The organism is Micromonospora sp. CNZ303, assembly GCF_004345505.1.
On sequence record NZ_SLVT01000027.1, the window covers coordinates 40,599 to 54,622 of the forward strand.

Consider the following 14,024-nt stretch of genomic DNA (forward strand, 5'->3'; position numbering starts at 1 on the left):
CGCCGGGGACGTTCATCGAGTTCTCGCGGCAGCGTGGTCTGTCGCAGGACGGTCGCTGCAAGTCGTTCGCGGCGTCGGCCGACGGCACCGGCTGGTCCGAGGGCGTCGGCGTGCTGCTCGTGGAGCGGCTGTCGGACGCGCGGCGCAACGGGCACCGCGTGCTGGCGGTGGTACGCGGCACGGCCGTGAACCAGGACGGCGCGTCCAACGGTCTGACCGCGCCGAACGGTCCGTCGCAGCAGCGGGTGATCCGGCAGGCCCTCGCGAACGCCCGCCTGACCCCGGCGGACGTGGACGCCGTGGAGGCGCACGGCACGGGCACGACGCTGGGTGACCCGATCGAGGCGCAGGCTCTGCTGGCGACGTACGGGCAGGAGCGCCCGGGGGACCGGCCGCTGTTGTTGGGGTCGGTGAAGTCGAACATCGGGCACACGCAGGCGGCTGCCGGTGTGGCCGGTGTGATCAAGATGGTGCTGGCGATGCGGCACGGCCTGGTGCCGGCGACGCTGCATGTGGACGAGGCGTCGCCGCACGTGGACTGGTCGGCCGGGGCGGTGGCCCTCGCGACCGAGGCGACGCCGTGGCCGGCGGTGGACCGGCCGCGTCGGGCGGCGGTGTCGTCGTTCGGCATCTCCGGCACGAACGCGCACGTGATCATCGAGCAGCCGCCCGCCGAGACGATCGAGGGCGAGATCGTCGCCCGCGACGTGCCGCCGGTCGTACCGGTGCTGCTGTCGGCCCGCGACGCCGCCGCGCTGTCGGCGCAGGCGGGCCGGTGGGCGCGCTGGCTCGCCGCCGAGGAGGCCCCGCGTCCGCTGGACGTGGCCTGGTCCTCCATCACCACCCGGCCCGCGCTGGAGCACCGGGCGGTCGTCACCGTCGCCGACCGGGACGACCTGGTCGCGGCACTGACCGCCCTCGCCGACGGCGACCCCACCGGTACGGTCGTCTCCGGCGCCACCGGCCAACGCGGCCAGCTCGCCCTGCTCTTCTCCGGCCAGGGTGCGCAGCGCGCCGGCATGGGTCGGGAGTTGTCGGCGAAGTTCCCGGTGTTCGCCGCCGCGCTGGACGAGGTGTGTGCGCAGCTCGATCCGCTGCTGCCGCGTCCGCTGCGGGAGGTGTTGTTCGCTGAGGCGGGCAGCCCCGAGGCGGGGTTGTTGGATCAGACGGTGTTCACGCAGGCCGGTCTGTTCGCGGTCGAGGTGGCGCTGTTCCGGTTGGTGGAGTCGTTCGGGATCGTGCCCGACATGCTCGCGGGGCATTCGATCGGCGAGGTGACCGCCGCGCATGTCGCGGGGGTGTTGTCCCTGTCTGACGCGTGCCAGCTCGTGGCCGCGCGGGGTCGGTTGATGCAGGCGCTGCCCACGGGCGGCGGGATGCTGGCCGTGGCCGCCAACGAGACTGCGGTGGCGGAGTCTCTCGCTGGGCTGACCGACCGCGTCGGCATCGCCGCGGTCAACGGCCCTACCGCCGTGGTGGTGTCGGGTGCCGTCGAGGTCCTGGACGAGGTGGAGCGGGTCTGGCGGGACCGGGGCGTGCGCACGCGTCGGCTGGCGGTGAGCCATGCGTTCCACAGCCCGTTGATGGAGCCGATGCTGGCCGAGTTCCGGGCGGTCCTGGACGGGTTGACGTTTGCCGCGCCGTTGCTGCCGGTCGTGTCGAACGTGACCGGGGCGCTGGCTGGCGACGAGATCCGTATCCCGGAGTACTGGGTGCGGCACGTGCGGGAGGCGGTGCGTTTCGCCGACGGGGTGACCGCGCTGCGCGGGGCGGGTGTGGACACGTTCCTGGAGGTCGGGCCGCAGAGTGTGCTGACCGCGATGGCCGCCGACGTGCTGCCCGCCGACGACGCCGTGCTGGCCGTGGCCGTGCAGCGCCGGGACCGTCCGGAGGCGCACGCGCTGCTGCATGCCCTGGCGGAGCTGCACGTGCACGGGATGCCGGTGACCTGGCAGTCGTGGTTCGCCGACACCGGCGCGCGCCGGGTCGACCTGCCCACGTACGCCTTCCAGCACCAGCGCTACTGGCCCGCCGCCAACCGGGCGCGTACGGGCGACGTGTCCGGGGCCGGGCTCGGCCGCACCGGGCATCCGCTGCTCGGCGCGACCGTGGACCTGGCCGGCGACGACGAGATGGTACTGATGGGCCGGCTCTCCCTGGCCACGCACCCGTGGCTGGCCGACCACACGGTCTCCGGGCTGACGCTGGTGCCGGGCACCGCCCTGGTCGAGCTGGCCGTGCGGGCCGGCGACGAGGTGGGCCTCTCCCGGCTGCGGGAGCTGACCATGGCCGCCCCGCTGGCCCTCCCCGGAACGGGCGGCGTGCGGATCCAGGTGCGGGTGTCCACGTCGGAGTCGCCGCAGCGTTCCGTCGCCGTCTACTCCCGCCCCGACGACGACCCCGAGGCGGGCTGGACCCGGCACGCGGAGGGCGTGCTGGAGCCCGCCACCGCCGACGAGCCGGACGCCGTCGCCTGGCCCCCCGCCGGCGCGGCGGAGGTGGACCTGGCGAGCTGGTACCCGACGCTGGCGGAACACGGCCTGACGTACGGGCCGGCCTTCCAGGGGCTCCGGCGTGCCTGGACCAGCGGCGCCGAGGTGTACGCCGAGGTGGTCCTGCCGGACGACGCCGCGACGGAGGCCGCCGGGTTCGGCGTGCACCCGGCGCTGCTGGACGCCGCCCTGCACCCGATCGGGCTGCTGCTCGGTGGCGAGGAGTCGGGCGGGCCACGGGTGCCGTTCGCGTTCGAGGGCGTGCAGGTGCACGCCTCGGGGGCGGGGACCCTGCGGGTGCGCCTGACTCGCGACGGCTCCGGGCTGCGGCTGGCCGCGTACGACGAGGCGGGCGCCCCGGTCGTGTCGGTGGACTCCCTCGTCCTGCGGGAGCTGACCGGCGTGGCCGCGCCGGGCGTGGCCTCGCGGTCGCTGTTCGAGCTGCGGTGGCCGGCCGTGGAGGCCGCGCCCGCCGGGGAGTTTTCCGGATGGGCGCTGGTGACCGGCGGCCGGGAGCTGGTGGCACCCGTCGGAGTGCCCACGTACCCCGATGTGGCGACGGTCGCGGGGGAGGAGTCCGTCCCCCGGACGTTGCTGCTGCCGGTGTTCCCCGCGCCCGGGTCGGCGACGGCGACGCCGGAGTCGGTCCGGGCGGTGACCTCGGACGTGCTGGCGACGGTGCGGTCCTGGCTCGCGGCGGACGCCCTGGCGGACGCCCGGCTCGTGGTGGTGACCCGGGGCGCGGTGTCCGTCGGCGACGACGACCGGGTGACCGACCTGGCCGGTGCGGCGGTGTGGGGTCTGCTGCGGTCGGCGCAGTCGGAGCATCCGGGCCGCATCGTCCTCGCCGACGTCGACGGTGACCCGGATGCCGCGCTGGTGGCCCTGCTGGACGGCGTCCTGCGGGAGCCGGCCGCGACCGGCGGCCAGCTGGCCGTACGCGAGGGCGCGGTCTACTCGCCGCGCCTGGTCCGGGCCGGCATCACGCCCGCGCAGACGCCCAGCCTGGGGGACGGCGCGGTGCTGGTGACCGGTGGTACGGGTGCGCTCGGGGCGCTGGTCGCTGAGCACCTGGTGTCGGTGCACGGGGTGCGGTCGCTGGTGCTGGTGTCGCGGCGCGGTCCGGAGGCCGTAGGCGCTGGTGAGCTGTCGGAGCGGTTGTCGGCGCTGGGTGCGTCGGTGCGGGTGGTCGCGTGTGACGTGACGGACCGGGACCAGGTGTTCGCGCTGGTGGCCGAGGTCGCCGCCGGGGGCCGGCTGGCGGGTGTGGTGCACACGGCCGGTGTCCTGGACGACGGTGTCGTGGAGGGGCTGACGGCGGAGCGCCTTGCCGGGGTCCTGGCGCCGAAGGTGTCGGCGGGTTGGTTCCTGCACGAGGCGACGTCGTCTCTCGCGCTGGATCTGTTCGTGGTGTTCTCGTCGGTGGCGGGTGTGTTGGGTTCGCCGGGTCAGTCGGCGTATGCGGCGGGTAACGCGTTCCTGGACGGGTTGGCGGTGTATCGGCGGCAGCTCGGCCTGCCGGCGGTCAGCCTGGCGTGGGGCATGTGGGACACGCCCGGCATGGGCGCGTCCCTCGACGAGGCGGACCGGGCGCGGTCCGCGCGGGCTGGTCTGACGCCGATGAGCGCCGAGGTCGGGCTGGAGCTGTTCGACGCCGCCCTGGGCGCCGACCGGGCGGCCCTCGTACCGGCCGTGATCGACGTGCCCGCGCTGCGGGCGGCGACCTCCGGCGGCCCCGTGCCGGCCGTGCTGCGCACCCTCATCGGCGTGACCAGCACCCGCCGCCAGGCGGGGCAGGGCGGTGGCGGCTGGGCCGACCGGCTCGCCGGGCTGACCGAGGACGAGGGTCGCGCCCAGGTCGACGTGCTGGTGCGGGGCCTGGTCGCGCAGGTGTTGGGGCACGGCGGTGCGGAGGCGGTGCCGGCGGACCGGGCGTTCCGGGAGTTGGGCTTCGACTCGCTGACGGCGGTGGACCTGCGTAACCGGTTGAACGCGGCCACCGGGCTGCGGCTGGCCTCGACGCTGGTCTTCGACTACCCGACCCCGGCCGTGCTCGCCGACCACCTGTGGTCGGAGTTGGCCGGGGTGCGTCAGTCGACCGCAGGCCCGGTCGCCGGCACGGTCGTCGGCACCGACGAACCGATCGCGATCGTGGGCATGGCCTGCCGCTACCCGGGCGGGGTGGAATCGCCCGACGAACTGTGGGAGCTGCTGGCCGGCGGCGGCGACGGGATCTCCGAGTTCCCGGCGGACCGCGGCTGGGACCTGGAGTCGCTGTTCGACCCGGACCCGAACCGCAGCGGTACGTCGTACACGCGCCACGGTGGTTTCCTGTACGGGGCCGCCGAGTTCGACCCCGCGTTCTTCGGGATCTCGCCGCGTGAGGCCCTGGCGATGGACCCGCAGCAGCGGTTGCTGCTGGAGGCGTCGTGGGAGTCGTTCGAGTCGGCCGGTCTCGATCCGCAGCGGTTGCGGGGCAGCCGGACGGGCGTCTTCGCCGGCGTCATGTACCACGACTACGCCTCCCGGCTCATGGACCTGCCGACCGAGGTGGAGGGCTACGTCGGGACCGGCACCTCCGGCAGCGTGCTGTCCGGTCGGGTCGCCTACACCTTCGGGCTGGAGGGCCCGGCAGTCACCGTGGACACGGCGTGCTCGTCGTCGCTGGTGGCGCTGCACCTCGCCGCGCAGGCGTTGCGTTCCGGTGAGTGCGATCTGGCGCTGGCCGGTGGTGTGACGGTGATGGCGACGCCGGGGACGTTCATCGAGTTCTCGCGGCAGCGCGGGTTGTCGCAGGACGGCCGGTGCAAGTCGTTCGCCGCGTCGGCCGACGGCACCGGCTGGTCGGAGGGCGTCGGCGTGCTGCTCGTGCAGCGCCTCTCCGACGCCCAGCGCGAGGGCCGGCGCATCTACGCGGTCGTGCGGGGCACGGCGGTGAACCAGGACGGCGCGTCGAACGGTCTGACGGCGCCGAACGGTCCGTCGCAGCAGCGGGTGATCCGCCAGGCCCTGGCGAACGCGCGGTTGACCACTGCGGACGTGGACGCCGTGGAGGCGCACGGCACGGGCACGACCCTCGGTGACCCGATCGAGGCGCAGGCTCTTCTGGCGACGTACGGGCAGGAGCGTCCGGGGGATCGGCCGCTGTTGTTGGGGTCGGTGAAGTCGAACATCGGGCACACGCAGGCGGCTGCCGGTGTGGCTGGTGTGATCAAGATGGTCATGGCGATGCGCCACGGCCTGATGCCGCCGACCCTGCACGTGGACGAGCCGTCCCCCCACATCGACTGGACGGCCGGGGCCGTGGCCCTCGCTACCGAGCCCACCCCGTGGCCGGCCGTGGACCGGCCGCGTCGGGCGGCGGTGTCGTCCTTCGGCATCTCCGGCACGAACGCGCACGTGATCATCGAGCAACCGCCCGCCGAGACGATCGAGGGCGAGATCGTCGCCCGCGACGTCCCGCCGGTCGTACCGGTGCTGCTCTCCGCGCGCTCCGACGCGGCCCTGGCCGGCCAGGCCGGCCGGTGGGCGCGCTGGCTCGCCGCCGACGAGGCCCCGCGTCCGCTGGACGTGGCCTGGTCCTCCATCACCACCCGGCCCGCGCTGGAGCAGCGCGCCGTCGCCGTGGTGGCCGACCGGGACGACCTGCTCGCCGCGCTGCGGGCCCTCGACGCGGGTGAGCCCTCCGGGGCCGTCGTGACCGGCTCCACCGCCGTACGCGGCCAGCTCGCGCTGCTCTTCTCCGGCCAGGGTGCGCAGCGCGCCGGCATGGGTCGGGAGTTGTCGGCGAAGTTCCCGGTGTTCGCGGCCGCGTTGGACGAGGTGTGTGCGCAGCTCGATCCGCTGCTGCCGCGTCCGCTGCGGGAGGTGCTGTTCGCGTCGGCGGGTTCCGCCGAGGCGGAGTTGCTGGACCAAACGGTGTTCACGCAGGCCGGTCTGTTCGCGGTCGAGGTGGCGCTGTTCCGCCTCGTCGAGTCGTTGGGGATCGTGCCCGACATGCTCGCTGGGCATTCGATCGGCGAGGTGACCGCCGCGCATGTCGCGGGGGTGTTGTCCCTGGTCGACGCGTGCGCTCTCGTGGCCGCGCGGGGTCGGTTGATGCAGGCGCTGCCCACCGGTGGCGGGATGCTGGCCGTGGCCGCCAACGAGGCCGCGGTGGTGGAGTCTCTCGCGGGCCTGGGCGACCGGGTGGGCATCGCCGCGGTCAACGGCCCTACCGCCGTGGTGGTGTCGGGTGCCGTCGAGGTCCTGGACGAGGTGGAGCGGGTCTGGCGGGAGCGGGGTGCGCGTACGCGTCGGCTGGCGGTGAGCCATGCGTTCCACAGCCCGTTGATGGAGCCGATGCTGGCCGAGTTCCGGGCGGTCCTGGACGGGTTGACGTTTGCCGCGCCGTTGCTGCCGGTCGTGTCAAACGTGACCGGTGCCCTGGCCGGCGACGAGATCCGTACGGCTGACTACTGGGTGCGGCACGTCCGCGAGGCCGTCCGCTTCGCCGACGGGATCACCGGGCTGCGGGCCGCCGGTGTGGACACGTTCCTGGAGGTCGGGCCGCAGAGTGTGCTGACCGCGATGGCCGCCGACGTGCTGCCCGCCGACGACGGTGTGCTGGCCGTGGCCGTGCAGCGCCGGGACCGTCCGGAGGCGCACGCGCTGCTGCACGCCTTGGCGGAGCTGCACGTGCACGGGATGCCGGTGACCTGGCAGTCGTGGTTCGCCGACACCGGCGCGCGCCGGGTGGACCTGCCCACGTACGCCTTCCAGCACCAGCGCTACTGGCCGGAGGGCACGCCGACGAAGCAGGCCGCCCCGGAGGGCGGCGACATCGAGTTCTGGGCCGCCGTCGAGCGTGGCGACCTGGCCGCCCTCGCCGCCGAACTCGGCGACGACACCGAGGACCTGGACGCGCTCGGCCCGGCCCTGCCGCTCCTGGCGCGCTGGCGGCAGCACCGGTCGCGGGACACCGCTCTCGACGGGTGGTCGTACCGGGTCGGGTGGGAGCCGGTGCGGCCGGCCCCGGCGACCCGGTTGTCCGGGCGGTGGCTGGTCGTCACCGTCGACAGCGGCGCCGACGCGGGCGTCGCGAAGACCCTCACCCAGGCGGGCGCCCGGGTGGACACGCTCACCGTGTCGTCCACCCTCGCCCGCGCCGAACTGGGCCTGCGGCTGAGCCGGATCAGCGGGGACGGCTGGGCCGGGGTGCTCTGCGTGCTGCCCCGGCAGGACCGGCCCCTGGCGCACATCCCGGCGGTGCCCGCCGGCGCGGCCGCCCTGCTCACCCTCACCCGGGCGCTCACCGACACCGGCCTGCCGGGACGGGTGTGGGCGCTCAGCCGTACCGCGATGCCGGTCACGGCCGGGGAGCGGGTCGGCGACATCTGGGCGGCCCTGGCCTGGGGCCTGGGCCGGGTCGTCGCCCTCGAACAGCCGGACCGCTGGGGCGGCCTGGTCGACCTGCCCGACCGCGCCGACCGCGGCGCCCGCGCCGGGCTCGTCGCGGTCCTCGCCGACGGCACCCTGGACCAGGTGGCCGTCCGCCGCAACGGCCTCTTCGGCCGGCGGCTGGTGCCGGCCGCGCCGCCCGCCGGGTCGGGTTGGCGCCCCGCCGGGACGGTGCTGGTCACCGGCGGTACGGGTGCGCTGGGTCGGCACGTGGCCCGCTGGTTGCTGGCCAACGGGGCCGGTGAGGTGGTGCTGGCCTCGCGGCGGGGTCCGGCGGCGCCGGGCGCGGCCGAGCTGGTGGCCGAGTTGGGCGCGGTGCGGGTGGTGGCGTGTGACGTCACCGACCGGGCCGCGGTCGACGCGCTCGTGGCGGACCTGCCCGGGCTGACCGCCGTCGTGCACACCGCCGGGGCGTCCGGCGGCACCACCGGGGCGTACGAGGTGACCGACGGCGAGCTGTCGGAGACCCTGGCCGGCAAGGTGCTCGGCGCCGTCAACCTCGACGCCGCCTGCCGGGGCCGGGACCTCGACGCGTTCGTGGTCTTCTCCTCCGTCGCCGGCGTCTGGGGCGGCGGCGGGCAGGCCGGCTACGCGGCCGGCAACGCCCTGCTCGACGCGCTCGTCGCCGCCCGCCGGGCGGCCGGCCTGCCCGCCACCGCCCTGGCCTACGGCCCGTGGGCGGAGGACGGCATGGCCTCCGGCGAGACGGCCGACGGCCTGCGCCGCCGCGGGTTCAGCCCGCTCGCGCCCGACGCCGCCGTCGCGGCGCTCGGCCGCTGGGTGAACGCCCCCGAGGCGGCCCCGGTGATCGTGGACGTCGACTGGTCCCGGTTCGTCACGGCGTTCACCGCCGCGCGGCCGAGCCACCTCTTCGACCGGGTCGCCCCCGTCGTCGCCGAGGAGCCGGAGCGGCCGGAGAGCGCCGCCGCCACCGACGGGCTGCGGGCCAGGCTCGCCACGCTGCCGGCGACCGGCCAGGAGGCGCTGCTCGTCGACCTCGTCCGCGCGGAGGCGGCGGCCGTCCTCGGCCACCCCACCACCGACCAGGTGCCGGCCGGCCGGGCGTTCCGGGAGCTGGGCTTCGACTCCCTCGCCGCCGTGCAGCTGCGCGACCGGCTGGGCCGGGTCACCGGCCTGACCCTGCCGTCGACAGTGGTCTTCGACCACCCGTCGGCGGCGGAACTGGCCCGCTTCCTGCGTACCGAAATCGTCATCGGCGCGGACGGCGGACCGGCCACCGGCGGCGTGGCCTCGGCCCGGCCGCCGGCGGACGAGCCGATCGCGATCGTCTCCATGGCCTGCCGCTTCCCCGGCGGGGTGTCCTCGCCGCAGGAACTGTGGCGGCTGCTGGCCGACGGCGTGGACGCCGTGACGCCGATGCCCACCGACCGGGGCTGGGACCTCGACGCCCTGTTCGACAGCGACCCGGAGCGGGTCGGCACCAGCTACACGCGCAGCGGCGGCTTCCTGCGGGACGTGGCCGGCTTCGACGCCGCGTTCTTCGGGATCAACCCGCGCGAGGCCCTCGCCATGGACCCGCAGCAGCGGCTGCTGCTGCACACCACCTGGGAGGTCTTCGAACGCGCCGGCATCGACCCGCACCGGGTGCGCGGCTCCGCCACCGGCGTCTTCATGGGCACCAACGGGCAGGACTACGCCACGCTGCTGCTGGGCGCCCGCTCGCAGGTGGAGGGCTACCAGGCGACCGGCAACGGCGCGTCGGTGGTCTCCGGCCGCCTGGCCTACTCGTTCGGGCTGCACGGCCCGGCGGTCACCGTCGACACGGCCTGCTCGTCGTCGCTGGTGGCGCTGCACCTGGCCGCGCAGGCCCTGCGCAGCGGCGAGTGCGACCTCGCCCTCGCCGGCGGCGTGACGGTGATGTCGACCCCGGGCGCGTTCCTGGAGTTCTCCCGGCAGCGCGGCCTCGCCGCCGACGGGCGGGTCAAGGCGTTCGCCGAGGCCGCCGACGGCACCGGCTGGGGCGAGGGCGTCGGCGTCCTGCTGCTCCAGCGGCTTTCCGACGCCCAGCGCGACGGCAACCGGATCCTCGCCGTCGTACGGGGCAGCGCCGTCAACCAGGACGGCGCGAGCAACGGCCTCACCGCGCCGAACGGGCCCGCGCAGCAGCGGGTCATCCGGCACGCGCTGGACAACGCCGGCCTCACCCCGGGCGACGTGGACGTCGTCGAGGCGCACGGCACCGGCACCACCCTCGGCGACCCGATCGAGGCGCAGGCGCTGCTGGCGACGTACGGCAGGGACCGCTCCGCCGAGCGGCCGCTGTGGCTCGGGTCGGTGAAGTCGAACATCGGTCACACCCAGGCGGCGGCGGGCGCCGCCAGCCTGATCAAGATGGTGCTGGCCCTGCAACACGGGGTGCTGCCGGCGACCCTGCACGTCGACGCGCCGACCCCGCACGTCGACTGGTCCTCCGGCACGCTGGCGCTGCTCACCGAGGCACGACCGTGGACCACCACGGACGGGCCGCGCCGGGCCGGCGTCTCCTCGTTCGGGATCAGCGGCACCAACGCGCACGTGATCATCGAAGAGGCCCCGCAGCGGCCGGAACCGGTCGCCGCCGACGGGGAAGGGCCCGAGGCGACCGTCGGGCACGGCGACGCGCGACGCGACCACCGCGCCGTGGCCCTGCCGTGGCCGGTCTCCGCCGCCGACCTGCCCGCGCTGCGCGAGCAGGCCGGCCGGCTGGCCGACCGGGTGGCGACGGACGACGACCCCGCCGACCTGGTCGCCTGGGCGCTGGCCGACGGCCGGGCCCACCTCGGCCGGCGGGCCACCGTGGTCGCCGCCGACCGGGAGACCCGGCTGGCCGCGCTGCGGGCGCTGGCCGGCGGCGAGGACCACCCCGCCCTGGTCACCGCCCGACGGCGCGGTGGTGGTCTCGCCGTCCAGTTCTCCGGCCAGGGCGCCCAGCGCCCCGGCGCCGGCCGGCAGCTGTACGACACGTTCGGTGTCTTCGCGGCGGCCCTCGACGAGGTCTGCGCGGCGCTGGACCACCAGCTGCCGCAGCCGCTGAAGCCGGTGCTGTTCGCGGCCGAGGGCAGCGTCGAGGCCGCGCTGCTCGACGAGACGGTGTTCACCCAGGCGGGGCTCTTCGCGCTGGAGGTGGCCCTGTTCCGGCTGGTCGAGTCGTTCGGGGTGGTGCCCGGGCATGTCGCCGGGCACTCCATCGGCGAGATCACCGCCGCGCACGTCGCCGGGGTGCTGTCCCTCGCCGACGCCGCCACGCTGGTGGCCGCCCGGGGCCGGCTCATGCAGGCCCTGCCCGCCGGGGGCGGGATGCTCGCCGTCGCCGCCGACGAGGCGGCCGTGGTCGAGTCCCTCGCCGGGCTGACCGACCGGGTCGGCGTCGCCGCCGTCAACGGTCCCACCGCCGTGGTGCTCGCCGGGGCCCTCGACGCCCTCGACGGGCTGGAGCGGACCTGGCGGGAGCGCGGCGTACGCACCCGCCGGCTGCGGGTCAGCCACGCCTTCCACAGCCCGTTGATGGAGCCGATGCTGGCCGAGTTCCGCGCCGTCCTCGACGGGCTGACGTTCGCCGCGCCGCTGCTGCCGATCGTGTCGAACCTGACCGGACGGCTCGCCGAGCCCGACGAGATCCGTACGCCCGACTACTGGGTGCGCCACGTCCGGGAGGCCGTCCGGTACGCCGACGGGATCACCGCGCTACGCGACGCGGGCGTCGACACCTTCCTGGAGCTCGGCCCGCAGGCGGTGCTGACCGCGATGACCGCCGGCCTGCTGCCCGGCGACGACGACGGGACGGCCGTGGCGGCGCTGCGCGCCGGCGTCGACGAGCCGGCCGCCCTGCTCGCCGCGCTGGCCGTCGTGGACGGCACCGGTCGGGACGTCGACTGGGCGGCGGTGCTCGCCGTGCTGGCCGGCCCCCGTCCGGATCCCCGCCGGCTGCCCGAGCTGCCCACGTACGCGTTCCGGCCGCAGCGCTACTGGCCGACCCTCGACGCGGCGCCGACGCCGGCCGCCGACCCGGTCGACGACGCGTTCTGGCGGGCCGTCACCGACGGCGACCTCAGCCGCCTCGGCCTCGACCCGGACCAGCCGATGCGCGAGCTGCTGCCGGAACTCGAGTCGTGGCGGCGCCGCCAGCACCTCGACGGCACCCTGGCCGGCTGGCGGTACCGGGTCACCTGGGAGCGCCGGGCGCTGACCGGCGCCGACCCCGGCACGTGGCTGGTGGTGGCCCCGCCGCACCAGGTCACCGACCGGGTGCTCGCCGCCCTCACGGCCGGCGCCGCCACGGTGCACCTGCTGACCGTCGACCCGGCCACGGCCACCCGCGACGGCCTGGCCGCCGACCTCGACCGGCTCGCCGCCGCGCACCAGCCGACGGCGCTGCTCTCCCTGCTGGCGCTGGACGAGGCGCCGCACCCGGAGCAGACCGCGCTGCCGACCGGCCTGGCGGCGAACCTGCTGCTCGTGCAGGCGCACACCCGCCGTTCCGGCCCGCCCGTGCCGCTGTGGCTGGCCACCACCGGCGCCGTCGCCGTGGACGACGAACCGGTCGCGCACCCGACGCAGGCCACCACGTGGGGCCTCGGCCTCGTCGCCGCGCTGGAGCACCCCCGGCACGTCGGCGGAGTCGTCGACCTGCCGGCGGGCCCGGCCGAGGCGGCGTACGCGGCCCTGGCCGCAGCCCTGGTCAACGTCGACGGGGAGGACCAGCTCGCCGTCCGGGAGGCCGGCGTGCACGCCCGACGCCTGGTCCGCGACACCGGGCGGCCGGCGACGGGCGGCGGGTACCGGCCGAACGGCACCGTCCTGCTCACCGGCGGGGCCGGGGCGCTCGCCCGGCACACCACGGACTGGCTGGGCCGCCAGGGCGCGGAGGTGCTCCCGCTGGCGGAGCCGGCGACGGGCAAGCTCGGTGACCTGATGGAGCAGCTCGCCACCGAGAGCCGGCCGGTGACGGCGCTCGTGCACGTGCCGGCGGAGACCGGGTCGGTGCCGCTGGCCGAGCTGACCCTCGCCGGCCTGGCCGCCGACCTGGCCGCGACCGTCGGCGACGTCCCGAGGTACGCCGACGAGCTGGCGCACCGGCCGCTCGACGCGTTCGTGCTCTGCACCTCCACCACGGGGGTGTGGGGCGCGGGCGGCCGGGCCGGCCAGTCCGCCGGCGACGCGCTGCTGCACGCGCTCGCGGCGAACCGGCGGCACGGCGGACTGGCCGCGACCGCCGTGGCGTGGGGCCCGTGGAGCGACGACCCCGAGTCGCCCGAGCTGGCGCAGCTGCGCCGGCGGGGCCTGCCGGGCCTGCCCCCGGAGCTGGCCGTCGAGGCGTTCGGGCAGGCGCTGCGCGCGGAGACGGAACTCGTGGTCGCCGACGTGCGCTGGGACCGGTTCGTGCCGACGTTCGCGTCGATGCGGCCGTGCCCGCTGCTGACCGGCGTCCCCGAGGCGGGCGCGGCGATGCCCGCCGACGACGACCGCCAGCCGGCGGACGACGAGGCGGCGACCGCGCTGCGGGAGCGGCTGCGCCCGCTGAGCCCCGGCGAGCGGGAGGGCGTCCTCGTCGAACTCGTGGGCAACCTGGCGGCGGCCGTGCTCGGCCACCCCGGGGGCGGGGGGCTGGAGCCCGACCGGGCGTTCCGTGAGGTCGGCTTCGACTCGATGACGGCCGTGGAGCTGCGCAACCGGCTCCGCGCCGCCACCGGCGTCCAGCTGCCAGCGGGCGTGGTGTTCGACTACCCGACGCCGGCGGCGCTCGCCCGGCACCTGCGCGACCAGCTCGTCGAGGACGGCGCCGCCGCGGCGGCCCCGCTGCTCGCCGAGCTGGAGCGGCTCGACGGCGTCTTCGCGGCCGACGCACCGGACCGGCTGACCCGGCAGAAGCTGCTGGTGCAGTTGCAGGCGTTCGTCGCCCGGTGGGGCGACGAACGTGGTCCCGTCGAGGAGAAGCCGGCCACGCACACCCTCGACGACGCCACCGACGCCGAGATCTTCGATTTCATCCACCGCGAGCTGGGCGGCCCCGGCGGCAGCCTGCCGGGGCTGTAGGAACGGGTCGGCGCGACCGTCGTCGGCGGTCGCGCCGACCCGTGCTGGTCGGTCGGGGCG

General features: G+C 76.1%; 1 protein-coding gene (only partly in view). It reads left to right on the plus strand.

From position 1 onward, the window contains the following. On the plus strand, nucleotides 1-13,964 hold the end of the coding sequence (locus EV374_RS29710) for a type I polyketide synthase (protein WP_132240471.1). 15,871 nt of this gene lie to the left of the window's left edge; the window shows 13,964 of its 29,835 coding nt (coding positions 15,872-29,835); its start codon lies beyond the left edge, outside the window; the stop codon is at nucleotides 13,962-13,964. The last annotated feature ends 60 nt before the right edge of the window (nucleotides 13,965-14,024 follow it).